This window comes from Conexibacter sp. DBS9H8 (genome assembly GCF_023330685.1).
In the GTDB taxonomy this organism is placed as follows: Bacteria; Actinomycetota; Thermoleophilia; order Solirubrobacterales; family Solirubrobacteraceae; genus Palsa-465.
In genome coordinates, this window is sequence record NZ_CP097128.1 from 201531 (window position 1) to 224342 (window position 22812).

Consider the following 22812-nt stretch of genomic DNA (forward strand, 5'->3'; position numbering starts at 1 on the left):
TCAGGCGTGCTCGCCGGTGGCGCTGTTGGCGAGCGCGGTCTCCAGCGGGGTCTGGAGCGGGAAGTGACAGGCGGCGCGGTGGCTGTCGGAGAACGCGCGCAGGACCGGCTCCTCAGCCGCACAGCGCTCCTCCGCCCGGGGGCAGCGGGTGCGGAAGCGACAGCCCGAGGGCGGGTTGAGCGGGCTGGGCAGCTCTCCCCGGATCCCCGCCTCGGTCTTGGCCTTCTCGATCACCGGGTCCGGCACCGGGATCGTCCGGATGAGCGCGTCGGTGTAGTGGTGGGCCGCACGCCGGTAGATGTCCTCGCCGGTGCCGATCTCCACGAGCTTGCCGAGGTACATCACGCCGATCCGGTCCGACAGGTACTTGACGACCGCCAGGTCGTGGGAGATCACGACTGAGGCCATCCCGTGTTCGAGCTGGAGGCGCTTCATCAGGTTGAGGACCTGGGAGCGGATCGACACGTCGAGGGCGGACACGGGCTCGTCGGCGACCATCACCTTCGGCTCGAGCATCACCGCCCGGGCGAGGGCGATCCGCTGGCGCTGGCCGCCGGAGAACTCGTGCGGGTAGCGCTCGAGCGCGTTGAGCGGCAGACCGACCTCCGCGAGGGTCGCCTTGATCTTCTCGGTCTGCTCCTTCGCCGTGCCGATTTTCTGGATCTGCAGGGGCTCCTTGAGGATTGAGGAGACGCGCATCCGCGGGTCGAGGGAGCCGTAGGGGTCCTGGAACATCATCTGCAGGTCCCGCCGGGCGACGCGCAGGTTCGAGCCGCGCAGTTTGAACACCTCACGGCCGTCGAGGGCGATCGAGCCCGAGTCGGGCTTCTCGACCCCGACGATCAGCTTGCCGAGGCTCGTCTTGCCACAGCCCGACTCGCCGACGAGCCCGAGCGTCTCCCCGGCGTCCAGGTGGAGGGTGACGTCCGAAACGGCCTTGACCGAGTTGACCTGGCGCTGGAGCAGACCGGCCTTGACCGGGTATTCGCGGACGACGTTGGTCACCTCGAGCAGGTGTTCGGCGGCGGCGGGCTTCTTGGCCTCCAGCGCTGCGGCGGCGGCCGCCTCATCGACGATCAGCGGCGGCGGGGTCTTCACCGGACCGTCGACGGGATGCCAGCACGCGAACAGGTGGTCGGGGCTCTCGCCGGTCAGCGGGGGTTCCTCGGCCCGGCACTGGGCGTCCGCGAACGGACAGCGGGCCGCGTAGCGGCAGCCGGCCGGCGGGCGGGTCAGATCCGGGGGCAGGCCGGGGATCGAGATCAGCACCTTCGTGGGGTCGGACTCGAGCCGGGGGATGGAGGCAAGCAGCGCCTGGGTGTAGGGGTGACGCATCCCGGCGAACAACTCCTCGGTGCTCGCGGTCTCGACGATCCGGCCGGCGTACATCACGTTGATCCGGCTCGTCCGACCGGCGACGACGCCCATGTCGTGGGTGACCAGGAGGGTGGCCATTCCGAGCCGGTCCCGGAGGTCGTCCAGCAGCTCGAGGATCTGGGCCTGGATCGTCACGTCGAGGGCGGTCGTCGGCTCGTCCGCGAGGAGGATCTTCGGCTCGCAGGCGAGCGCGATGGCGATCATCACGCGCTGGCGCAGACCGCCGGAGAGCTGGTGGGGGAAATCCTTGAGTCGCTGCCTGGGCTGAGGCAGCCCGACGAGGTCGAGCACCTCCAGCGCCCGGTCGACCGCCTCCCGCTTGCTCGCGCCGCGGTGGAGGCGGACCGGCTCGGCGACCTGCTCCCCGATCGGCTTGGTCGGGTTGAGGCTCGACAGGCTGTCCTGGAAGATCATCGCGATGTCATTGCCGCGGAGGCGGCGCAACTCACGTTCGGACAGGCCGACGAGCTCCTGCCCGTCCGCCTTGATCGAACCGCCGACGATGTGACCCCCGTTGGGGAGCAGGCCGAGGACGGACAGGCCGAGCATCGACTTGCCCGAGCCGGACTCACCGACGAGCCCGACCGTCTGCCCGCGCTCGATCCTCAGGTCGACGTTGCCGACCGCCTGGACGACCGAGCGGCTCAGCTGGATATGCGTGGAGAGGTCCTTGATGTCAAGGGCCGGGGTCATCGCAGTGGGTCCTTTCTAGCGGCGCCGCAGGCGCACATCGAGGGCGTCACGCAGTCCGTCACCCACGAGGTTGAAGGCGAGCACGACGATCACGAGGCAGGCGCCGACCGGATAGACGAGCCACCAGTAGCCACTGTTGAGGTACTGAAGCGCATTGGCGAGCATGTCCCCCCAGGAGGTCTGGGGGTAGGAGAGCCCGAAGCCGAGGAAGCCGAGGTAGGCGAGCGCGAGGATCGAGTCGGCGATCAGGAAGGTGACGTTGACGATCGTCACCGACAGGGCGTTGGGGATGAGGTGCTTGAACACGAGCCGGCTCTGGCGGGCCCCCATCACCCGGGCGGCCCACACGAAGTCGCGTTCTCGTAGGGTGAGGACCTCTCCGCGGACGAGCCGGGCGGGCACGAGCCAGGAGAACGCAGCGAGGATTCCGGCGATCTCCAGCACGTTGGAGTTGAACTTCGTTGCCAGGACGAGGATGACGAGGAGGTAGGGCAACGACAACCCGACGTCGACGATGCGCATCATGATCGTGTCGACGATCCCTCCCGCGAGCCCCGACACGGCTCCGTAGAGGGTCCCGACGACGATCGCCATCGCGGCGGCGAGGGCGCCGATCTCGAAGCTCGTCTGGCCCCCGCGCATCATCGCCCCGACCTCATCGAAGCCCTGGTCGTTGTAGCCGAAGATGTGCGTCCCGGTCGGCGGGTTGTCCGACAGCGCCGGGTTGGCGAGGGACTGGTTGGTCGGATCGACGATCGGCCCGGCGAAGCTGAACAGAATGAAGAAGACGAGCACCGCCACCCCGATGACGGCGAGGCGGTTGGACATGAACTCGCGCAGACTGAGCCGCCAGCCGCTCGTGACGACGGAGACCTCCCCACCGTCGGGGGTGCCGGGCTCCGCAGGGCCCTCGGGGAGACCGTTGGGAGCGAGCTGGCCGGCGTCGGCGTGGGCGAACCCGGAGACGAGGGCCTCGGCGGCGGGATCAGTCAAGGCGGATGCGAGGGTCGGCGAAGGTCATGGCGATGTCGGCCATCAGGTTCCCGATGACCGTGAGGAACGCTCCGAACAGCGTGTAGGCGAGCAGGATCTGGTAGTCCTCGTTGCCGAGGGCGATGAAGAACAGGTTGCCGAGGCCCTGAATGTTGAAGAGGACCTCGATCAGCAGGTTACCGGCGATCAGCGCCGGAACCGACAGGCCGATCAGCGTGATCATCGGCAGGATCGCGTTGCGGACGAGGTGGCGCGTGAGCACCAGGCGCTCCGAAAGTCCCTTGGCCCGGGCAAGGCGGATGTAGTCCTGGGCGAGGGCATCGAGGGCGGAGGAACGCATGTAACGGCTGAAGGAGGCGACGTTGATCGCCGCGAGCGTGATGATCGGCAGGAACATCTGGCGGACGTGGGTGAGCGCCTGGACCCAGGTGGTGATGTTGTCGCTCACGTCGGCGGGGAAGACGTTGAGGTCGAGGGCGAACACCTGGATGAGGATGAGCCCGAGGAAGAAGCTCGGCATCGAATAGAGGACGAAGTTGAGCGTCGTCATCGAATAGTCGAGCGCCGAGTTGCGCCGGATCGCCTGGAAGATGCCGAGCGGAATGGCGATCAGGATCGCGAGCACGAGCCCGGCGATCGTCAGGTACGCCGAGCGACCGAAGTCCTCCTTGAACAGGGACCAGACGCTCTGGTCGAGCTTGTAGCTGAACCCCCAGTTGAAGTGGAGGACGAGCCCCGTGAAGTAGTTCCAGAATTGGACGAGGACCGGCTTGTCGAAGCCGTGGGCACGGTTGAAGGCGGCAACCGAGGCGTGGGTCGCTTTGGGCCCGAGCACCGTGTAGGCGGGGGACGGGGCGATGATGTGCAGCATCAGGTACGTGACGAGCGTGACGAAGAAGGTGATGACGATCGCCACGAGCACCCGGCGGACGATGTAGGCGATCATCGCCGCGCCCGCCCGTCACGCGTGAGGTGGCCCTGGGGAGCGGCCGGCGCGCTGGGGCGCCGGCCGGCCCCCGGGCCGGTTCCGGTGGTCTCTGCCACCGGAACCGGACGCCCGAGCGTCCGTGCTTGGGGGTGTTCCCACAGGGCCACTGGTCTCACGTTGCCTACGTCACTACTTCTTCAGGTACCAGTACTGGGGCTGGGTCGCCTGCTGGGTGAGGATCGTGAACGACGCCGGCGGGCCGCCGAGCTTGTCGGTCACCACCGAGAGGGTGTCCTGGTCGGGGAAGAAGAACACCGGGACGGCCTTGGCCTCGTAGTTGTTCTCCGTCTCGACGGCCTTGGCGTTCGCGCTGAACACCGACGCCTTGATCAGGGCGTTCGCCGTCGGGTCGTTGAAGTCCCCGAGGTTGAAGCCCCCGCCTGGGTTCCAGACGCCGTCCTGGGTCGGGTAGTAGTTCATGAACAGACCGCCGTAGTTGTTGACCCCCCAGTCATTGGTGTACTTCGCGGCGGCGGGGTTCTGATCGTTGTAGTTGGAGGTGAGGAAGTTGAACGTCTTGGACGTCAACTCGATGTCGATTCCGGCGTCCTGCTTGGCGGTGGAGGCGAGGATCGTCGACTCCCCGATGCCCGTCGTCGAGGTGGACTGGGGGAGGTTCGCCCAGACGAACTTGATCGGCGTGCCGACCGGGATCCCGGCGCCGCACTCATTCGCGGCGGTGCCCGCCTTGGCACAGACCGTCTGGCCGCCCGGGTGGACCGCCCAACCGTGGGCCTTGAGCACCTTGACGGCGTTGGCCGGGCTGTAGGGGTAGGTCGGCGTCGTCGACGCCGTGCTCGTGTAGGGCGACAGCGGCGCCGCCGGCGTCGGGCCGTAGGAGTTCACCGCGGCCCCCTTGTAGACGGCCTTGATGATCGCCGGCGCGTCGATCAGCGACTGGATCGCTCCGCGGATGTACTGCTGGGCGATGACGTGGTTGAAGTCATTCGCCGTGTCCTTGAAGTTGATGATCCCACCGAACCAGCCCCACGAGGGACCGCCGAAGACGGTGAAGCCATCCTTCTTGAGCGTCGGCACCTGTGACAGCTGGGAGGGGTCGAGCCCGCCGATGTCGAGGGTGCCGCTCTTGAGCGCGTCGAACTCAGCGGTGGAGGAGGTGAAGGTCTGGACGTTGAGGGTCAGCTTCGCCTTCGGTGAGCCACCGTAGTTGGGGTTCGGCACGAGCGTGTACGCGCTCGAGGTCGGGTTGAAGCTCGAGAGCTTGTAGGGACCGTCGACGTCGCTCCAGATCGGGCTCGTCGCCCACGTCGAGAGCTTCTGCGACTGGGCGTTGAGGAAGTCGTAGATCTTCTTCGCGTTCGCCGGGTTCGTGTAGTCGAGGTGGGGACCGCCGAGCTTGTCGATGTTCCACGCCGTCGATGGGAGGGCGAACAGGCCGTAGTTGGTGTCCTGGAGCTGGTTGTAGAGGAAGAAGCCCGGGTTGTAGGCCTTGTTCAGGTTGATCTGGACGGTGTATTTGCCCGTCGGCTTGATCGAGGTGACGTCGAGGGGGAACTCGCCGGGGACGAACTGGCCCCAGTTGGCCGGGCTCTCCTTGACCGCCGCGAGCAGCTCATCGAAGCCGAAGACGACGTCGTTGGCGTCCACGGGCTGGCCGTTGGCCCACTTGAACCCCTGCTTGAGGGTGATCGTGTAGGTCTTGTCGCCGTTGGAGGCGACCGGCGGGGCGGCGAGACTCAGCTGCGTGTTGTCCTCGGGCTTGGCGCCGTTCGGGCCGTTGTAGATCGGCAGGAAGAGGTCGGAGATCAGCTGCCCGTTCTGCGTGTTGGTGAAGGATCCCGGGGTGATCGGGAAGATGTAGGTCGGGGTCTGGCCGCTGATCTGGCCGAGCGTGATGCTGCCCCCCGACGCGGGGGTGCCCGGCGTCGGCAGGGTGCCGTACAGGCTCGTACCAAGGGCCTGGCTCGTGCTGTTCTTGACTGCGGCGGTCCCGCCGCCGCAGGCGGCGATGGCGAGCGAGCCGGCCGCGACGGCGGCGGTGACGCTCACGCCCCGCATGAGCCCGCGGCGGGCCCGGGTGACGGCGACGCCCCCAGAGCGCGCCGGAGAACTGCTTTCACGCTGAAAGCGCATTGAAGGAGTATCCCTTTCCATTAGACGACGTCTCAAGCGACCGGAGCATAGAGTTGCCTCTGAGGGAGTCAAGGGACAATCGTCCCAACTCCCTCAGACCGGTCCGGCAACTCGCCCAACCTTAACTGCGACTAAGACGCGAGGTCAATAAGACCTCATTTGCAGCGCGATCCCAGTGGGTTAGGTCGGCCCTGCGATGGCCCCAACGGACGAAGGCCGCGATTTTGTGGACGAAGTGGCCCATCACGCGCCGCTGAGTTGGACAAACCGGCGACCGGCCGCTCAGCTGCGGACGAGCTTCTTGTAGGTGATCCGCCGGGGACGGTCGGCGGCGTCACCGAGCTGCTCGCGGCGGAAGCTCTCGTATGCCTCGAAGTTGCCTTCGAACCAGCGCACCTGGGAGTCGCCCTCAAAGGCGAGCACGTGGGTGGCGATCCGGTCGAGGAACCAGCGGTCGTGGGAGACGACGACGGCACAACCGGCGAAGGAGAGGAGGGCCTCCTCGAGCGCGCGGAGGGTGTCGGTGTCGAGGTCGTTGGTCGGCTCGTCCAGGATCAGCAGGTTCCCGCCGGAGGCGAGCAGCTTGGCCATGTGCAGGCGGTTGCGCTCCCCTCCCGACAGGGAGCCGACCTTCTTCTGCTGGTCGCCCTTCTTGAAGTTGAACCCCGCGACGTAGGCGCGGGAGTTGATCACCTGCGTCTCCCCGAGCTTGATCTGATCGAGGCCGCCCGAGACCTCCTCCCAGACCGTCTTGGTCGGGTCCAGGGCGTCCCGGGACTGGTCGACGTAGGCGAGCTTCACCGTCTCCCCGACCGTGAAGGTCCCGGCGTCGGGCCGGACCTCACCGGTGATCATCTTCATCAGCGTCGTCTTGCCCGCGCCGTTGGGTCCGATCACGCCGACGATCGCGGCCGGGGGCAGGCTGAAGCTGAGGTTCTCAAAGAGGATCTTCTCCCCGTAGGCCTTGGAGATCCCCTGCGCCTCGACGACGAGTCCCCCGAGCCGCGGTCCGGCGGGGATGTGGATCTGCACGTCCTCGAGCTTGACGTTGCGGTCCTCCGCGAGCAGCGCCTCATACTGGTTGAGGCGGGCCTTCGGCTTGGCGCGCCGCGCGGACGCGTTCATCCGCACCCACTCGAGCTCCTTGTCGATCGTCCGCTTGCGTGCGTCCTCGGACCGCTGCTCCTGGGCGAGGCGCTTCTGCTTCTGCTCGAGCCAGCCCGAGTAGTTGGCCTCATACGGGATGCCGCGACCACGGTCGAGTTCGAGGATCCAGCCGGCGACGTTGTCGAGGAAGTAGCGGTCGTGGGTGACGGCGACGATCGTGCCGCGGTAGTCGCGCAGGTGGTTCTCCAGCCACTGCACCGACTCGGCGTCGAGGTGGTTGGTCGGCTCGTCCAGCAGCAACAGGTCCGGCTGGCTCAGCAGCAGGCGACAGAGCGCGACCCGGCGGCGCTCCCCTCCGGACAGGGTGCTGACGTCAGCGTCCGGAGCGGGACAGCGCAGCGCGTCCATCGCGTACTCGAGCGTCGTGTCGAGATTCCAGCCATCGACGGCGTCGATCTGCTCCTGGACCCGGGCGAACTCGTCCGCGGTCTCCTCGCTGTAGTTCATCGACAGCTCGTTGAAGCGGTCGAGCAGGTCCCGAATCTCCCGCACGCCGTCCTCGACGTTGGCCTTGACGTCCTTGGCCGGATCGAGGTGGGGCTCCTGCTCGAGCAGGCCGACGGTCGCGCCGTTGGCGAGCTTGGCCTCACCGTCGTATTCGGTCTCGATCCCGGCCATGATCTTCAGCAGGGTCGACTTGCCTGCACCGTTGTACCCGAGCACGCCGATCTTGGCTCCGGGGAAGAACGACAGGCTGACGTCCTGGAGGACCTGCTTGTCGGGCGGGTGACGCTTGGAGACCCGCTGCATGGTGAAGATGTATTGGCCGGTGGACATCCCTTGGGAGGGTATCGGCCCCGCGCCGGCAGGAAACCCGCGGTCGTTCTCGTATTGCCCGTTTGAGTCCAGTGCCCTCATCCGAGGCGCCGACCCAGCCGATGACAGGTCTGGAGGAAAGCGAAAGATGTCACCACACCCATTCACCACCCCGAGCGTCGTCTACCTCGGCCAGGCGCACACCGAACCGAACCCGACCCCGGGTTCGTCACCGGCGCTGCCCGCCCCGGCCGGCGGCGGCCCCGCGGCTCCGAGCCGCTGACCGACCCGCCCCGGGGCCGTGCCCCGGGCGCGTCGGGTCAATTCTCGGGCTGCCAGGCACTCACCACCCAACCGCCGTCCCGGCGGGAGACCTGGGCGAGCGTGAGGTGCCAGGCGGGCGCCAGCCCCGCGTAGGCGGCACTCGCGCTCGCCGAGGTCGACTCGCGGGTGACGACGACCCAGCCTGACCCGCCCGGAAGAGCCGCGACCGCCTCCACCGCCCCGCGGTTGGCCACCCCTGCCCGGGTGAGCTCGGGATCCGCCCGCGTCTGAGCGGCGGCGAGGAGCATCGCGCTGCGGGCCTCACCGACGCTGTCGGCGGCGAGGGACGCAAGCCGGGCGGCGACCGTCGCGGCCGTCCAGTTGATGTAGAGGGTTCCGAAGCGGCGCAGCGCCGCGACGGGGGTGGCGGCGACGGGCGCATGCTCGAGCGGCCCGGGCGGTGTCGGGATCTCGTTTGCCGCCCCCGTTCCCGTTCCCGTCACCCGCTCCGCTCCGGCCGCTCCCGTTCCCGTTCCCGTCACCCGCCCCGTCCCGCCCGCCCCGGATCGGCGCCCCATCGCGGGGGACGCGGTCCGCGCGGCAGCCCGCAACGCCGGGGCGAGGCTGAGCCCGCATCCGGTGAGAGCGAGACCGGCGGCGAGCGCCCCGGCAAGCACCAGCGGTCGCCTCATAGCCCCACCGGGTGGCGGGCGACGAAGCCGTCGGCGGAGCGGATCAGCGGATGCCAGCCGATCCCCGCCGACCCGTCTCCCGGGCCGGCGGCGTTCCAGGTGTCCCAGCGCAGCCCGGCGACGTACATGAACACGTGCTCGGGGCTCGCATATAGGGTGACCCAGCGCCCCGGGCCGGGCTCGCCCCAGCTCTCGAACATCCCTGAGGTCATGTCCTCGTTGGCGCCGAGCAGGCCACCGCCCCACAGCAGGTGAGCGACGCTCGAGGAGCAGTCGTAGCTGGGAGCGATCTCGGACAGCGGGAGACCGTGGCCGCCGCCATAGACGTAGGGCTTGGCGACGATCTCGTTGCCCGCGGCGATGATCGCCTTGACCGCCGCGGGCGCGCCGGCCGGCGCGAGCGCCTGGCCGTCGGGGAGCAGCTGAGCCCGGGCACCGGGGACGGTCGCGACGGCGAGCCCGCCGGCCGGCCCGACGGTCGCCTCCGCGCAGGCGAGCCCGGACGGGCTCCCGGATCCCGACGAGTCGGCCGCCCCGGCGCTCGCGGTGACCGCCGGGGTGCCTCCGAGCACGTTCCCCGCTCCGGTCGCCGGCGTCCGCTCGATCCGGACCGTGCCCGACCACTCGCCGTCCATGTAGGGGATGCCGAGGTGCCCGGCGAGCTCCCACCAGAGGTCGATGACACGCGGACGGCCGTCGATCGGCCCGCCGCCAAGTCCGATGTCCTGCTTCTCGGCGATCACCGACCGACCGCCCCAGGTGATCCGCAGCGGGGTGCCGTAGGGGAGCCCGCCCAGCATCGTCGCGGTCGCGAAGGTGCTGCCGCCGAGCTCGGCGTAGCTGTCGGGCTGCGCGAGCAGGTTCACCCCCGAAGCCCCCACCGTCCCGCTGCTCGGATCCCCGGGTCCGCCGTACTCGGTCGCCCCGACGAGCGCGCCCTCGCCGGGCCCGAGCAGGACGCCGCCCGCGGGCGGGGCATTGCAACCGGCGGCGGCACTCGCACCCCCGCCGAGGGCGAGGAAGAGGCCGGCGAAGACGACGAGCGCGAGACTCCCGACCGCGACCGACACGGCGATGATGAGGGCGGTGATACTCCGGTGCCGAGCTGCCATGTCCGGCACGGTAGGTCCGACCCGAGCGGCCTGCCGAGACTGGTACAGAGTTGTGATGCCTCACCACCGAGCGCCGCCGCGCCGCCGCGAGAACGGGGAGCCCGCAGCGGGGTCGAGAGGTGGCCGGTCGCTACCTTAAACAGGCATGGCCCGAGTGCTCGATGTCGAACAGGCGTTGCTGCTGCTCGAGCTTGAGGCGCCCTTCGATCAGCGTGACGTCCAGCTCGCCCGCCGGCGGATGGCCAAGCGCTGGCATCCCGACATCGCCCCCCCGGGCCGCCAGCACGAGCACCAGCGCCACCTTCAGGCGATCAATGAGGCCGCCGACCAGCTCGAGCGGCTCGCGGAGGGGTCACGCGGGGGCCGCGTCAGCGCCAACGCCGTCAAGGTATCGGCGGCGGCGGCCCGCCGGGCCCGAGCCGAAGAGGGCCGCCGCGCCTATGAGGCCGAACAGCGCGCCCAGGCCGAGGCGGCAGACCGGGAGCGCTATGACCCGTTCGGCTCGCGGGTGCCCGACCACTCCGTCGTCCACCGCTACGCGCGCTGTCTCTCCTACCCCGAGTGGGGGGTCGGCACCGTCAACGGGATCTACTTCTCCGGTGAGGGGGACGACGTTCAGCAGTGGGCGCGGATGTCCTTCCAGCACGGCATTCGCACCGTACCCGCCGGCTCACTGCAGTTCGTCGCCTTCGACCGGCCGGACGCGGCAGCCGACCGGGTCCAGCGGTTCATGACCGCCGCCCAGCACGCACTGGAGGAGGGAGACCCCGCACTCGCCGCCCAACGCCTCGTCTACGCGCGGGATGCCGACCCGCAGAACCCGGCCGTGCTGCGCCTGCTGACGGTCTCCTTCTGGCAGGCGGGGAACCTCCCGGCCGCCGCCCGGACCGTGCGCGACTGGTCACGGGCTGAGACCGACCGCCCGACGCCCGAGCGGTACGCCTCACGGATCTACGAGGACATGGGCGCGATCGACCTCGCCGCCGACGCCGCCCGCAAGGCGATCGGCCGGGCGCCGGAGGACGCCTCCTCCTGGGCCCGGCTCGGGCGGCTCTCCCTGCGCCTGATGGACCGCCAGGGCGCGATCGACGCCCTCGAGCAGGCCCGGCGGCTCGAGCCGACCGTTGAGATCCTGCTCGACCTCGCCCTCGCCCAGCATCTCGCCGGGGACGTCGGCGCTGAGGTGTCGGCGGCGGCGGGGGCGACCGTGATTGATCCCAGCTCCCCGCTCGCCTGGTCGGCCTACGCCCACGCCCTCGCCCGCACCGACCGGCTCAGCGAGTGCATCGCCGCCTGCGAGCGGGCGCTCGCGCTCAACCGGGAGGATGCGGAGGTCGCCGACCTCCTGACCCGGGCCCGGGCGGCGCTGCCGCACGTCCTCACAAGCGCTCCGGGCTGAGGCGCGCCCCCCCACACGTCCCCGGTGGGGCGTGATGGCGTCGCCGGGCCCGTCGGCGCCGGGGGCGCCGCCGGCAACCGAGTGAACCCTCAGGCGGCGGGCCGTTCGGGGGCGAGCTCGAGGATCCCGAGCAGCTCCCCGACGCGGCAGACGAGCAGCCGCTCCTCATCCACCTCCACCCAGGCGCCGGCGGAGGCGGGAAAGACGACGTGATCCCCCGGGCCGACGGGCATCTTGATGCCGACCTGTTCCCACCAGTCGAGGCCGGGACCGACCGACAGGACGATCCCGTGCTGGGGCGGCGGCTCGTCGTTGCCCGGAGGGACGAGCAGTCCCGAGCGCCGGACCCGGTCGGGGTCGAGCTCCTTGATCACGACGCGGTCGAAGAGGGGCCGAAGCTCGTGGCGCATTGGCGGGCGATGCTACTGCGCGCGCGGCCGGCCGCGGGCCGTCGCCGCGGCGAGCTGGGCGTCCCCGCGCTCGGCGAGTCCGCCGATGACGCCGTCGACGTCCGCGGCCGAACGCTGGACCCCGAGCTTCGCCTTCGCCTCGACCCGGGTGATCGACAGCTCCACCCCGACGATCGCCCTGAGCTGGGCGTCGAGGTAGTCCCGGGGCGCGTCGTCGACCTGCCAGGGCTCGGGCCGGCGGCCTTCGTGTCGGGCCGTCAGTGCGCGCACGAGCCGCTCGAGCCAGGCGGGATCGTCGTGGATGACGAGGTTGCCGTAGACGTGGGCGGTGAGATAGTTCCAGGTCGGGACGACGCGCCCGTGCTCGGCCTTGGCCGCATACCAGCTCGGCGTGATGTAGCCGTCCGGACCGTGGATGATGACCAGCGACTCTCCGACCGCCTCGCGGCGCCAGTGGTCGTTGGCCCGGGCGACGTGGCCGAGCAGCGCCCCGTCGACGTGCAGAAGCGGCAGGAAGGTCGCCCACAGGCCCGACGTCGTGGCGGTGATGAGATCACCGGCCTGCACGCCGTCGAGCAGCTCCCGGGTCTGGGTGTCGTCGGCGCGGAAGTGCTTGGGGAGATACATGGCCTGCCCTGACTCTATGCCCTCACCCGGGCCCGCGCCGAGCTCCGTGGCGCAGTGTCGGGCCCCAGCGGGCCGAGCGAGCGCGCTGCCACGCGCAGGAGTGCGGCGCTGTGGCCCGGCAGCCACAGCGCCGCCCGGCCCGCCGGTGAGATCGTGAGCGAGCGGGGGGTGAAGGGGCCGATCCAGCGGCCGGAGGCGCTGATCCGCTGTCCGGCGAGGGAGACGCCGCCGGTCGCCGCAGGGCCTGGGGCGAGCAGGCGCTCGAGGACGCCGTGCCCGTGGGCGGGCAGGCGCAGATCGAGGGTCTCGGGCCGACGGCCCGGGTTGATCAGCAGGAGACCGAGGCCCGGCCGGGAGGCGACGGCCCAGACCCGCAGGCGGTGGCGGACGGCACCCGTCACCCGCACGTGCCACAGTCGCGCATCCGGTCCGAGGGTCCGGGCGAAGAGAGCGAGTCCGTAGAGCAGCGGCCGGGCGACCAGCCGCGGGCCGACGAACGTAAACGGCGCGTTGACCGCCGCCAGGCGGACGTGGAGGTTCGCCGCCGCCACCCCGCCCCGGACGAGCGAGAACAGTGCAGCCGGCGCCCACAGCGCGGTCGCGAACGCGTTGGAGACCCCGCGCCGCCCGCCGCAGGTCACCGAGTTGAACTCGGTGAGGACATAGGGAAGGCCGAGCCGGTGGGCGTCGCGAATCGCCGGGCGGAGGGCGGCGGCCATGCCAATGCTTGCCCGCGGGGAGAGGAGACGGGCGACCGTCGGGAAGCTGGGTGAGCGGCGCGACGTCACGCACGCCGACAGCGGGTAGCGGTGGCCGGTGACCACGCTGAGGTGTCCACCCGCGGCAGCGAGCGCGTCGGTCTGCCAGATCAGGTCGGGCCCCGGCACACCGAGCGCCGGCCCGGCGAGCGCGAGGTCGGGGAAGGCGGCCGCGAGTGCCCGCGCGTCGGCGCCGAACACGGCGGCGTAGGTCGCCGGGGTGAGACCCGGGCGGCGCAGCAGCGGCGGCAGGCGTCGCTCCGCCTCCCGCAGACGGCGCAACGCGCCCGCGAGGCGCCGCCGCACAGCGGCCGTCCGGGGTAGCCCCACCACTTGGCGCCCCGCCAGGCCCAGGCTCGACGCCCGCAGGCGATGCAGTGCCGCCTCGGCGCGACCGAGGCGGGCCATCCCCGGCCACGTCCCGAACAGGTCAGGCTCGTTGCCGATCTCGAGCGCCTGGAGTGCACCGGGCGGCAGGGCGGCGAGGGCGGCGCGGGTCCAGGCGACCGTCGCAGCCGGCGACCCCTGGGCCGTGTTGAGGTCGAGGTAGATGCGCAGGTGGCCGGCGCGGACAATCGCGCCGAGGGCGCGGAACCAGCGCCGGCCGATCGTGAACCGGGCCCAGGCGGGCCGCCGCCGACGCCGGAGAGCGAGGACGGTCTCACTCGCCGAGTCGCCGCCGACACGCAGGAGCAGCGGCCCGTCGCCGGGCACGTGCAGCAGCGCGAGCACCCGCGTGACGGAGGCGTGGCGGGCGGCGAGGGTGGGGATGTCCCAGTACTCGGTGGAGAGCCCGAGGAAGGAGTCGGGCACCACCGTTCCCGCCGCGGAGGGAACGACCGTGACGGTCCCAGACAGCGGCCGGGCTGAGGGCCGCCGTCGCCGGCGGCCCGCGCGGGTCCCCGCCGGCGCCACCGCCGGGGCCGTCGCGGTGGCCGCGGCGGTGGCCGCGGCGGTGGCCGTCGAGCCCGGCGAACGCGCGCCCGCCGGCCGCGCGGGCCTTCCCGGGCTGAGGGTGTGGCCATCGAGGCCGCCGATCAGCTCCGCCGTGACGGTGACCGTGACGGCCGCGGCGCCACCGGCCCCGAGCAGGGCGAGCGCGAGGATCAGGAGCAGGGCCCAGGCAGGCAGGCGGGCGAGGCGGGCAGAGCGGCGGAGGGGCCGAGGCATACCACCCATTGAGCGCCGCCAACCTTACGCCAGCCTTATGCCAGGATTGGGATTTGACGCGAACCCGGCACGAGAGGCGCCCCGCCCACGCCGATACGGTCCCGATCCGCATCCCACCCTGGTGGCGTATCGGTATGAGTCAGCAGATCGCCGTCAGGCTCCCCGAGTATCTCGTGGAATTCGTGGACAGACAGGTCCAGACAGGAGCTGGAACGAGTCGCGCTGCGGTTGTCACCCGGGCTCTGGAACGCGAGCGTCGCCGCGCCATCGCCGCACGTGACGCGGAGATCCTTGCCGCAGGCGAGCCCTATCCAGACCTGGCCGGTCTCGCGGAGTTCGCATCTCACGTGCCGCTCGACGACTGATGCGCCCCATCCACGTCGCACAGATGGACACGGTACGACCGGTCCTGATCCTCACCCGTGAGCTCGTTCGCCCGCACCTGAACCGGGTCACGGTCGCCCCAATCACGACGACCGCGCGCGGGCTTTCCACCGAGATTCCGTGCGGCAGCGCGAACGGGCTCGAGCGCGCGGGTGTCATCAGCTGCGACAACATCACGACGATTGCGACCGCCTCGCTCGGCCGGCAGATCGGGCACTGCTGGACTCCCAAGAGGCCGAACTCACGGTGGCGATTCGTGCGGCCTTTGACCTGGAGTAGCGCATGCGGTTGGATCGATTGACGACGCGGCTCTCCATGACTACGATTATGGTCATGACCGAGACGCTGCCGCTCGCAACCGTCAAGGCACAGTTCTCCGCAATCGTGGACCGCGTCGAGAGCGAGCATGATCGCGTGGTCGTCACCCGCAACGGCCGCGCCGCCGCAGTGTTGATCAGCACCGATGATCTTGAAAGTCTGGAAGAGACTGTCGCGGTCCTGTCAGACCGAGTGCTGATGGCGCGGGTCAATGAGGGACGGCGAGCCGCACAGAGTGGCGACACGATCTCCCTGGACGAGCTCAAAGCCCGTCTCGCCAGCTCTTGAGCCAGAAAGCCTGGGGCCTTGAGATCGCGGGTCCGGCTGCCCGCGACGTTGAGCGGCTTCCAGCAAAATACGCTGCCGCGATTCTCACTCTCCTGCCCGCGATCGCAGAGCACCCGCATCGACTTGGCAAGCCACTGCGGCGAGAGCTTGACGGAGTTTGGTCAGCCCGCCGTGGCCCTTACCGCGTGCTCTACGAGATCGACGAGCAGCGGCACGTCGTGACCGGCGTCGCGGTCGCCCATCGATCGGACGCCTACCGGCCGAGATGAGCTGTGCGAGGTTGCCCGGATCGGCGTGGACGTTCGTTGACGATCACACCGAGTTGAGCGTCATACGGTAACGGGCTCCCGGACGACTCGACCGACGGTCAGCCACGCAGATCCACGACCTCACACGGTGGATCCGCCAGGCCAATGATCTCCGCCGGGTCACCCGTCCACAGAGCCAGAGCGGGCCATATCAGGCCCGTCCCTGAAACGCCCGCGCAGAGGCTCCTCGTCTCGCTCACGCACATCCTGAACGAGGACGACCTCACCATCGCGCAACTCGAAGTCGACCTCATCGCCGGGTTGAAGCCCGGCGATGTCTCGGATTGCCTTGGGGATCACTACCTGACCCTTCTCACCGACCCTCACAGTCATACATTGACGGCATGACCTGCCGCGCGGTCGTCAACGCACCAACTCACCGCAGTTTGCGATCACCGACGACGCCTCCGTCGTGAGCCACGGCTAGCTTCTCGCCGATGCGGCTCATCGTTGCCAGATGCTCGGCCATCTACTCCGGCCGCCTCGACACCGTGCTGCCGGAATCCCTCCGCTTGATCATGATCAAGCAGGACGGGTCGGTGCTGGTCCACGCCGATCAGGGCGGTTACAAGCCCCTGAACTGGATGACCCCGCCGACGGTGATCGAGGAGACCGCACCCGACCATGACACCCCGGCGCGGATCACCGTTCACAAGTACGCCGGGCGGACCGAGGACCGGCTCGTGATCGACCTGCTCGAGGTGCTCAGCGACGCGTCGCATGAGATGGACGCGCCGGACGCCGGGTCGGCCCTCAGCAAGGACGGTGTCGAGGCGCACCTGCAGGAGCTGCTCGCGGCCGCACCGCAGTGGTGCGGGGAAGGGCTGCGGCTCGTGCGTCGGGAGTGGCCGACGGACATCGGCCCCGTCGACCTGATGTGCCGCGATCACGAGAACGGCTGGGTGGCCGTCGAGATCAAGCGGGTGGCCGGCATCGACGCGGTCGAGCAGCTCAGCCGCTACCTGGAGCGGATCCGCCTGGACCCGGCCTTCGGCGCCTGCCGCGGCATTCTCGCCGCCCAGCAGGTCAAACCCCAGGCCCGGGTCCTCGCCCAGGCCCGCGGGATCGCCTGGGTCGAGGTCGACCTCGCCGTACTGCGGCGCGAGCGCGAGCCCGAGCTGCGCCTGTTCGCCGCCTGACCAGGATCACCCTGCGCGGGGCCCGCCGCCCCATCGCGCCCTCCTGGCCCGACCCAGGCGGGGACGCCGCCCTCGGCGCGGGTTCCGGGTCGACCTGAGCCGATCCCGCGCCCGCAGGACTGCAGGATCGCGCCCACCGGCAGGAGAACCGTGAGAGCCATCGTGCAGGTGGCGGGGAGGCGACTTGCTAGGTTTTTGAGACGTCCTCTGTTGCGGACGGGGCCGCACAGAGGCGGCGCACACCACCTCATGCGCGTGTCTTCAGCCCACCATCTTCGACTCTGGCTGCTCGGCCCGGTCGTCCTCCTCCTCACCGCCGCGGTCTTCGCCGCCGCGGTTCTCGCCGGTCCGGCCCGGGCCGGCGGACAGAGCCTGTCTCAGCTCAACGCGCAGCTCGGGGTCAATCAGAGCACGCAGGCGAGCCTGCGGGCCGACCTCGGCACCCTCAACGCCGAGATCACCGGATTGAACGGACAGATCGCCCTCGTGCAGCGCCGCGAGCAGGCCGTCAGCAGCGCGCTCGCGCAGGACCGCAGCGAGCTCGCCGCCACGGGCGTTCGCCTCCGCACCCAGCGGCGGCGCTTGGCGGTCCTCCGCCGTGCGCTCGCCCATGCGCGGACGATCCTCGCCGACCAGCTCGTCTCCCGTTACGAACAGCCCGCCCAGAGCCTGATCTCGGTCGTCCTCGACGCCCACGGCTTCACCCAACTGCTCGACCAGCTGCAGTTCCTCTCCAACGCCGAGCACTCCCAGCAGCAGATCATCGCCTTCACGACCCGCGCCCGAGCCGAGGCGAACGCCGCCGCCACCCGGCTCAGCGCCCTCGCGGGCCGCGAGCGGACGATCACCGCCGCCGCCACCGTCCAGGCCCGCGCCCTCAGTGGGATGAACGCGCTGCTCTCCGGCCGGGAGGCGGCGCTCAACCACATTGAGGCGGCGCGGTCAAGCGCGCTCGCCAACGCCCAGGCCCAGGGTGGCAGGCTGCGTTCGGCGATCGCGACGATCCAGGCCGAGCAGGCGGCGGCCGCCCGCGCGGCAGCCGCCGCGGCAGCCCGCGCCGCCGCCGCCGCCCGCGCGGCGGCCGCCGCAGCCGCCGCAGCCGCAGCCCAGACGAGCGCTCCGGCGAGTTCGGCCGGCCCTGTGAGCGCCGTCCCCTCGGGCGGCTGGGCGATCCCGGCCGCGGTCGTGATGTGTGAGTCAGGCGGTCAGAACCTGCCGCCCAACAGCGCCGGCGCCTCGGGCTACTACCAGATCCTCCCCTCCACCTGGACGGGGGAGGGCGGCACCGGTCCGGCCGCCTACCTCGCGCCGAAGTCCGAACAGGACGCGATCGCCGCGAAGCTGTGGAACAACGGGGCCGGCGCCTCGAACTGGGTCTGCGCCGGGCTCGTCGGCATCTCCTGACGCGTCGGACGCGTCGGCATCGCCTGACGGGGCTCCCAGGCCCGCCCCGGGCCCCAGCCGCTCGGAGCGGCAATCTCCTCAAGCGCCGACCCCGGAGCGCGGCCCATCGCGGCGGCGCAGCTCTCAGCGCGCCGCCGCGCCACCCTCCTCCGCCCCGGTCGCCGTACGCCAGTCCGGGGTCAGGGTCGCCCCGTGACGGCCGTTGCGCGAGCGCAGCCGGTCATAGTGCTCGAGCGCCTTGCCCGACCCGACCGCGACGCAGGTGAGCGGCGACTCCGCCGACAGCACCGGCATCCCGGTGTCCTGGGCGATCAGTTCCGCGAGCCCATCGATCAGGGTGCCTCCACCGGCGAGCAGGATGCCGTCCTTGGCGATGTCGGCTGACAGCTCCGGCGGGGTCGCCTCGAGCGTGTCGCGAATTGCACGCATGATCTCCCGGACCGGAGCGGCCGTCGCCGCCCGGACCTCCGCCTGGTTGAGCATGATCGCCGTCGGCAGACCGGTGACGAGGTGGCGGCCACGCACCTCGTACACCTGCTCGTCGGGGCGCGGGAGAACCGAACCGATCGCCAGCTTGATCGACTCGGCCGTCTGTGAGCCGATCGCGAGCTTGTAGACGCTCTTGATGTAGCTGGAGATCGCCTCATCGAACTCATAGCCGCCGACGCGAACGGACCGGGAGAGGACGATCCCGCCGAGCGAGATCACCGCCACTTCCGTCGTGCCGCCTCCGACGTCGACGATCATCCGCCCGACCGGCTCCTCGATCGCCAGGCCGGCCCCGATCGCGGCGGCGATCGACTCCTCGATGAGGTGGACCCGGCGGGCTCCGGCGGCCAGCGACGCCTCCTCGACGGCCCGCTTCTCGACCTCGGTGACGCCGCTCGGCGCGCAGACGATCAGGCGGGGGTGGACCGAGCGTCGGTTGATCACCTTGCGGATGAAGTAGCGCAACATCGCCTCGGTCACCTCGAAGTCGGCGATCACACCGTGGCGGAGCGGCCGCACCGCCGAGATCGTCGCGGGCGTCCGCCCGATCATCCGCTGTGCCTCGGCGCCGACGGCGTGGACCTCCCCGTTGAGCGTGTCGGAGGCGACGACGGAGGGTTCGGAGACGACGATTCCCTGCCCGCCGACGTAGACGAGGGTGTTGGCGGTGCCAAGGTCGATCGCCATGTCCTGGGCTCCGAGGCTCGGGGCCAGGTGACGTCGGGAGATGTCACGGCGGGTGCCGTCTCTGCGCAGTCTCATCGTTCCCAGCTTGGCAGATGCCGCACACCGGCCGCGTGCGCTCGTCGGACCGCGACCGAGAGCGTTGATGGTCAGACAGCCGGTGCACCGCGACGGTCCCCAGTTGACAACCGTCGAGGCCGGTGGAACGCTCACGGCGTCCGACCTCGTCAACGCCCCTGAGATGCCCACACCCCGAGTGGATCGCCCACCCCGGCACACGCCGCACACCCGCACCACCGTGGCTCCGGCCCCGGGCGGTACCGGCGTCTTCGACGCGAGGGCGGTCGCGGATCGCGCAGGAGCCGGCGAGAGGACGGCGAGCCTCACCGGGGCGGCCGCGATCGCCGAGCGGCGCCTCGAGAACATCATCGCCCAGAGCCCGGCGATGATCGCGGTCAAGGATCTCAGCCTCCGCTACCGGGTCGCCAACCCGGAACTCGCCCGGGTGGCCGGACGGCCGCTGGCGGAGGTGATCGGCCACACCGCCAGTGAGCTGTTCCCGGAGTTCGGTGGGGAGATCGACGCCCAATCGGAGGCGGCGATCGAGACGGGGGAGCCGATGCACTGTGACCTGCTCGTGGAGGTCGACGGTGAGGTACGGACGTTCCACGTCGTCAGCTTCGTGCTCGACGGGCCCGACGGAGGGCCGGCCGAGGTCGGCTGCATCGGCACCGACATCACCGACCGCCTCCGGTATGAGCACGCCCTCCGCGCCCGGGAGGAGGCACTTGAGCTGGTCGGCGCGGCGCTGGTCGAGCACCGGTTGCAGGTCGTCAGCCAACCAGTCGTGCGTATCGCCGACGGGCGCGTCACCTCTGAGGAGCTGCTCGTCCGCCTGCGCGCACCCGGGAGCACGGAGGTGCTCGCCCCGGCGGCCTTCCTCCCCGCCGCCGAACGTTACGGGCTCATCCAGGAGATCGACACCTGGATGGTCGCTCACGCGGTCCAGGTCGCCGCCCACCGTCCCGTGCAGGTCAACCTGTCGGCGGTGACCCTGTCGGACCGGACCGCCCGCCAGACGATCCTCAGCACCCTCTCGCTCGCCCCGGAGGCGGCGGCGCGCATCATCTTCGAGGTGACCGAGTCAGCGGCGGCCGAGCACATCGATGCCGCCGAGGCGTTCGCCGCCGGACTGACAGAACTTGGGTGCGGCCTCGCCCTCGACGACTTCGGGACGGGCTTTGGCTCCTTCACCTACCTGCGGCGCCTGCCGCTGCGGTACCTGAAGATCGACCGCTCGTTCGTCACCGGGCTCGCCGACTCCGCCGAGGACCGGCGGGTCGTCGCGAGCATCGTCGGCATCGCCCGCCAGTTCGGGCTCCAGACGATCGCCGAGGGGGTCGAGGACGCCGCCGTCCTCGGCGTCCTCGCCGAACTGGAGGCCGACTACGCCCAGGGCTTCCACCTCGGCGTCCCCGCACCGGTCCACCTCCGCGCCGGCTGAGCGGGGCCGCGCCGGCGGTCCGACTCAGCCGGGGACGTGAACGCCGCGGCGGCCGAGGACGGCGCGGCCGTGGCGGGCGATGACGGTGTACTCCCCCGGCGTCGGGACGTGACCGCGAACCCGGAGGGGCACCTCCCGCGGGGTGACGCTCAGCCCGGCGGCGGTACGGCGGGCGACGCGGCGTCCGTGGTGCCACAGTTCGACACTCACCGGCCCCTGTCCGGCGCGAGAGAGGGCGACGGGCACAAGCAGCGCGTTGCGGGGACGGTCGACGCGGGCGGCCCCGATCCGCACCTGCAGCGGCAGGGGCGACGGGGTGGGCACCGGAACGGTGCCCGGCCCGGCTGTCTGACACACCTGGGCGGCCGGCGTGTCACCGGAGGGAGCGAGGGCGGGAAACTCGGGGAAGGTCGGGGCCTGAGCGGCGAGGGCGGGGAGATCGAGGAAGTCGGTGAGGTCGTTGGCGTTCGCGTCGCGCAGGGTCATCGCCGGCAGGTTCCACTTGCGCTCGAGGAACGCGAGCACGGACGTGTGGTCGTAGACGACGTGGGAGACGTAGTCACGCTTGGCGTAGGGGCTGACGACGATGCACGGGACACGGAAGCCGTAACGGCGGAAGCCGTCGTAGACCGACTCCCCAGAATTGACGATCGGCGGGTCGCCGTCGGGGGCGAGCGCGGCCGGCGGCGGGACGTGGTCGTAGTAGCCGCCGTGCTCGTCGTAGTTGATGATCAGCAGGGTCTGGCGCCACTTCGGGGAGGTGCCGACCGCCTCCACGACACTGCGCAGGAACGCCTCCCCGACAACGATGTTCTGCGGGTTCTCCTGCGACTGGGTGCCGTAGTTGGGGTCGAGGAAGGAGAAGCTCGGCAGCGATCCGCTCGCCGCGTCGCTGAGGAAGGCGCTGAAGGGCTTGACGTTCGTCGAGTCATAGCGGTAATCGTCGGCCGGGTAGAGGTTGGAGCTGATCCCCGTCGTCGTCGTCTGCACCGCGTACTCGGTCCAGCTGATCCCGACCTGGCTGAGCCGGTTGAAGATCGTGCCGTTCTTGGGGGAGAGCGCGAAGGCGGCGTCCTGGCTCGGGTCGGGGATGTCGTCGGTCATCCCACACGAGGTGGCGGCGAACAGGAACCGGCGGTTTGGGTCGGTCTGGCCGAGCAGGCTGCAGAAGTAGCGGTCGCCGATCGGGAAGGTGCCGGCGAGCGCGTAGGTGAAGGGCAGCTGCGCGGGCGTCCAGTACCCCATCGCGACCGGCCCGGAGGGGGAGATCACGAACCCCCGGTTGGTGCCCTGGGCGTACTGGATGTGGGAGGCCTCCCACTCCTGGCTGGGCTTGCCGTCGAGCTGACAGGTCGTCGGCATGACGAAGGCCCGCAGCGGCGCTCCGTCGGCCTGCGGGTTCGCGTTCGCCGGATAGCCGTCGGCGGCGAGGGTGAACCCGTCCCCGCGGGCGCGCTCGAACGGCCCGCGCCCGAGCATCCCGAGAAAGTTGTCGTAGGAGTGGTTCTCCATCATCACGAGGACGACGTGCTCGATCTCCGGCATCGTGTCGACCCCCTCGGGCAGGGCCATGTACGGGCGCGAGTCGGGTTGGCGCAGGGTCGTCCGGCCAAGGACCCGCAGCGCCTCGAGCTGGTCGGTGCGGGGGTCGGTGAGTTCCGGGGTGGCCCACAGCCGGGCGCGGCGGCGGGAGCGGGCGAGGGCGGGATCGGCGCTCAGGCCGGCGAGGGAGGCGGCGGCAAGACCACCGGCGGTGAGGAACTCTCTCCGTGAACTCGGCATGGAGTCAGTCTA

Annotated in this window: 21 protein-coding genes and 1 pseudogene; 9 read left to right on the forward strand and 13 right to left on the reverse strand. The window is 70.6% G+C overall.

Annotated elements, in window-relative coordinates; all coding sequences use genetic code 11:
* The 5 genes from M3M55_RS00955 to ettA all read right to left on the reverse strand — a co-directional run bounded on the left by M3M55_RS00955 (window position 1) and on the right by ettA (window position 8089).
* Complete coding sequence (locus M3M55_RS00955; RefSeq protein WP_249010954.1) at window positions 1-2070, reverse strand: ABC transporter ATP-binding protein; 2070 nt, start codon at window positions 2068-2070, stop codon at window positions 1-3.
* 15 nt (window positions 2071-2085) lie between these two features.
* Window positions 2086-3063, reverse strand: coding sequence for an ABC transporter permease (locus M3M55_RS00960; protein WP_249010955.1), 978 nt, complete (start codon window positions 3061-3063; stop codon window positions 2086-2088).
* Window positions 3056-4009: an ABC transporter permease gene (locus M3M55_RS00965; protein ID WP_249010956.1), complete on the reverse strand. Its 954-nt coding sequence runs from the start codon at window positions 4007-4009 to the stop codon at window positions 3056-3058. Before M3M55_RS00965 ends, M3M55_RS00960 begins: the two co-directional genes overlap by 8 nt.
* A gap of 171 nt (window positions 4010-4180) precedes the next feature.
* Window positions 4181-6061, reverse strand: a complete 1881-nt coding sequence (locus M3M55_RS00970) for an ABC transporter substrate-binding protein (protein WP_249010957.1) — start codon at window positions 6059-6061, stop codon at window positions 4181-4183.
* Between the two features lie 366 nt (window positions 6062-6427).
* Entirely contained in the window at window positions 6428-8089 is a 1662-nt protein-coding gene (ettA, locus tag M3M55_RS00975; RefSeq protein ID WP_249010958.1) for an energy-dependent translational throttle protein EttA, read from the reverse strand.
* Between the two features lie 127 nt (window positions 8090-8216).
* Between ettA and M3M55_RS17375 the strand changes: the two genes are divergently transcribed.
* The gene (locus M3M55_RS17375; RefSeq protein WP_256469027.1) at window positions 8217-8351 is read left to right on the forward strand and encodes a hypothetical protein; all 135 of its coding nucleotides are present in this window, start codon (window positions 8217-8219) and stop codon (window positions 8349-8351) included.
* A gap of 37 nt (window positions 8352-8388) precedes the next feature.
* Here M3M55_RS17375 and M3M55_RS00980 read toward each other — a convergent pair whose 3' ends face one another.
* Both M3M55_RS00980 and M3M55_RS00985 read right to left on the reverse strand, forming a co-directional pair.
* Window positions 8389-9024 (reverse strand): hypothetical protein, encoded by a 636-nt coding sequence (locus M3M55_RS00980; RefSeq protein WP_249010959.1) that lies wholly within the window; start codon window positions 9022-9024, stop codon window positions 8389-8391.
* Entirely contained in the window at window positions 9021-10136 is a 1116-nt protein-coding gene (locus M3M55_RS00985) for a hypothetical protein (RefSeq protein ID WP_249010960.1), read from the reverse strand. The genes M3M55_RS00980 and M3M55_RS00985 overlap by 4 nt, the downstream gene beginning before the upstream one ends.
* Before the next feature lie 145 nt (window positions 10137-10281).
* Between M3M55_RS00985 and M3M55_RS00990 the strand changes: the two genes are divergently transcribed.
* Window positions 10282-11535, forward strand: a complete 1254-nt coding sequence (locus tag M3M55_RS00990) for a tetratricopeptide repeat protein (RefSeq protein ID WP_249010961.1) — start codon at window positions 10282-10284, stop codon at window positions 11533-11535.
* 89 nt (window positions 11536-11624) lie between these two features.
* Here M3M55_RS00990 and M3M55_RS00995 read toward each other — a convergent pair whose 3' ends face one another.
* From M3M55_RS00995 to M3M55_RS01005, 3 genes are read right to left on the reverse strand one after another with little or no spacing between them, the layout of a single operon-like run.
* Window positions 11625-11945 carry a co-chaperone GroES family protein gene (locus M3M55_RS00995; protein WP_249010962.1) on the reverse strand — a complete coding sequence of 107 codons (321 nt, stop codon included), beginning with the start codon at window positions 11943-11945 and terminating at the stop codon, window positions 11625-11627.
* A gap of 12 nt (window positions 11946-11957) precedes the next feature.
* Window positions 11958-12572, reverse strand: a complete 615-nt coding sequence (locus M3M55_RS01000; RefSeq protein WP_249010963.1) for an FMN-binding negative transcriptional regulator — start codon at window positions 12570-12572, stop codon at window positions 11958-11960.
* Window positions 12573-12586: 14 nt separating this feature from the next.
* Window positions 12587-14500, reverse strand: a complete 1914-nt coding sequence (locus M3M55_RS01005) for a glycosyl hydrolase family 79 C-terminal domain-containing protein (RefSeq protein ID WP_249010964.1) — start codon at window positions 14498-14500, stop codon at window positions 12587-12589.
* A 134-nt stretch (window positions 14501-14634) separates the two neighbouring features.
* Here M3M55_RS01005 and M3M55_RS01010 point away from each other — a divergent pair, with 134 nt between their 5' ends.
* The 4 genes and pseudogenes from M3M55_RS01010 to M3M55_RS01025 all read left to right on the forward strand — a co-directional run bounded on the left by M3M55_RS01010 (window position 14635) and on the right by M3M55_RS01025 (window position 15759).
* Window positions 14635-14865: a hypothetical protein gene (locus tag M3M55_RS01010; RefSeq protein WP_249012450.1), complete on the forward strand. Its 231-nt coding sequence runs from the start codon at window positions 14635-14637 to the stop codon at window positions 14863-14865.
* Window positions 14865-15163: pseudogene (locus M3M55_RS01015) on the forward strand (type II toxin-antitoxin system PemK/MazF family toxin). The gene M3M55_RS01010 and the pseudogene M3M55_RS01015 overlap by 1 nt, the downstream one beginning before the upstream one ends.
* A gap of 54 nt (window positions 15164-15217) precedes the next feature.
* Window positions 15218-15490 carry a type II toxin-antitoxin system Phd/YefM family antitoxin gene (locus M3M55_RS01020; RefSeq protein WP_249010965.1) on the forward strand — a complete coding sequence of 91 codons (273 nt, stop codon included), beginning with the start codon at window positions 15218-15220 and terminating at the stop codon, window positions 15488-15490.
* Window positions 15487-15759: a type II toxin-antitoxin system RelE/ParE family toxin gene (locus M3M55_RS01025; RefSeq protein WP_249010966.1), complete on the forward strand. Its 273-nt coding sequence runs from the start codon at window positions 15487-15489 to the stop codon at window positions 15757-15759. The genes M3M55_RS01020 and M3M55_RS01025 overlap by 4 nt, the downstream gene beginning before the upstream one ends.
* A 159-nt stretch (window positions 15760-15918) precedes the next feature.
* Here the strand turns inward: M3M55_RS01025 and M3M55_RS17465 are convergent, their stop codons facing one another.
* Complete coding sequence (locus M3M55_RS17465; protein ID WP_371878717.1) at window positions 15919-16131, reverse strand: AbrB/MazE/SpoVT family DNA-binding domain-containing protein; 213 nt, start codon at window positions 16129-16131, stop codon at window positions 15919-15921.
* 104 nt (window positions 16132-16235) lie between these two features.
* On the opposite strand from M3M55_RS17465, the gene nucS reads away from it, so the two are divergent.
* Both nucS and M3M55_RS01040 read left to right on the forward strand, forming a co-directional pair.
* On the forward strand, window positions 16236-16937 hold the full coding sequence (gene nucS / locus M3M55_RS01035; protein ID WP_249010968.1) for an endonuclease NucS: 702 nt from the start codon (window positions 16236-16238) through the stop codon (window positions 16935-16937).
* A 249-nt stretch (window positions 16938-17186) separates the two neighbouring features.
* Window positions 17187-18341, forward strand: a complete 1155-nt coding sequence (locus M3M55_RS01040; RefSeq protein ID WP_249010969.1) for a transglycosylase family protein — start codon at window positions 17187-17189, stop codon at window positions 18339-18341.
* 123 nt (window positions 18342-18464) lie between these two features.
* On the opposite strand, the gene M3M55_RS01045 is transcribed toward M3M55_RS01040, so the two are convergent.
* On the reverse strand, window positions 18465-19517 hold the full coding sequence (locus M3M55_RS01045; protein WP_249012434.1) for a rod shape-determining protein: 1053 nt from the start codon (window positions 19515-19517) through the stop codon (window positions 18465-18467).
* Between the two features lie 142 nt (window positions 19518-19659).
* On the opposite strand from M3M55_RS01045, the gene M3M55_RS01050 reads away from it, so the two are divergent.
* Entirely contained in the window at window positions 19660-21018 is a 1359-nt protein-coding gene (locus tag M3M55_RS01050) for an EAL domain-containing protein (RefSeq protein WP_249010970.1), read from the forward strand.
* Window positions 21019-21042: 24 nt separating this feature from the next.
* Here M3M55_RS01050 and M3M55_RS01055 read toward each other — a convergent pair whose 3' ends face one another.
* On the reverse strand, window positions 21043-22800 hold the full coding sequence (locus M3M55_RS01055) for an alkaline phosphatase family protein (protein WP_249010971.1): 1758 nt from the start codon (window positions 22798-22800) through the stop codon (window positions 21043-21045).
* Window positions 22801-22812 lie beyond the last annotated feature (12 nt).

Coding starts and splice junctions, on each gene's coding strand:
- M3M55_RS01055 (WP_249010971.1), bottom strand. CDS start 22,800: ATGCCGAGTTCACGGAGAGAGTTCCTCACCGCCGGTGGTCTTGCCGCC.
- M3M55_RS01010 (WP_249012450.1), top strand. CDS start 14,635: ATGAGTCAGCAGATCGCCGTCAGGCTCCCCGAGTATCTCGTGGAATTC.
- ettA (WP_249010958.1), bottom strand. CDS start 8,089: ATGTCCACCGGCCAATACATCTTCACCATGCAGCGGGTCTCCAAGCGT.
- M3M55_RS00980 (WP_249010959.1), bottom strand. CDS start 9,024: ATGAGGCGACCGCTGGTGCTTGCCGGGGCGCTCGCCGCCGGTCTCGCT.
- M3M55_RS00990 (WP_249010961.1), top strand. CDS start 10,282: ATGGCCCGAGTGCTCGATGTCGAACAGGCGTTGCTGCTGCTCGAGCTT.
- M3M55_RS01050 (WP_249010970.1), top strand. CDS start 19,660: ATGGTCAGACAGCCGGTGCACCGCGACGGTCCCCAGTTGACAACCGTC.
- M3M55_RS00985 (WP_249010960.1), bottom strand. CDS start 10,136: ATGGCAGCTCGGCACCGGAGTATCACCGCCCTCATCATCGCCGTGTCG.
- M3M55_RS01000 (WP_249010963.1), bottom strand. CDS start 12,572: ATGTATCTCCCCAAGCACTTCCGCGCCGACGACACCCAGACCCGGGAG.
- M3M55_RS01040 (WP_249010969.1), top strand. CDS start 17,187: ATGCGCGTGTCTTCAGCCCACCATCTTCGACTCTGGCTGCTCGGCCCG.
- M3M55_RS01045 (WP_249012434.1), bottom strand. CDS start 19,517: ATGGCGATCGACCTTGGCACCGCCAACACCCTCGTCTACGTCGGCGGG.
- M3M55_RS00995 (WP_249010962.1), bottom strand. CDS start 11,945: ATGCGCCACGAGCTTCGGCCCCTCTTCGACCGCGTCGTGATCAAGGAG.
- M3M55_RS17465 (WP_371878717.1), bottom strand. CDS start 16,131: ATGACTGTGAGGGTCGGTGAGAAGGGTCAGGTAGTGATCCCCAAGGCA.
- M3M55_RS17375 (WP_256469027.1), top strand. CDS start 8,217: ATGTCACCACACCCATTCACCACCCCGAGCGTCGTCTACCTCGGCCAG.
- M3M55_RS01005 (WP_249010964.1), bottom strand. CDS start 14,500: ATGCCTCGGCCCCTCCGCCGCTCTGCCCGCCTCGCCCGCCTGCCTGCC.
- M3M55_RS01020 (WP_249010965.1), top strand. CDS start 15,218: ATGACCGAGACGCTGCCGCTCGCAACCGTCAAGGCACAGTTCTCCGCA.
- M3M55_RS00955 (WP_249010954.1), bottom strand. CDS start 2,070: ATGACCCCGGCCCTTGACATCAAGGACCTCTCCACGCATATCCAGCTG.
- M3M55_RS00965 (WP_249010956.1), bottom strand. CDS start 4,009: ATGATCGCCTACATCGTCCGCCGGGTGCTCGTGGCGATCGTCATCACC.
- nucS (WP_249010968.1), top strand. CDS start 16,236: ATGCGGCTCATCGTTGCCAGATGCTCGGCCATCTACTCCGGCCGCCTC.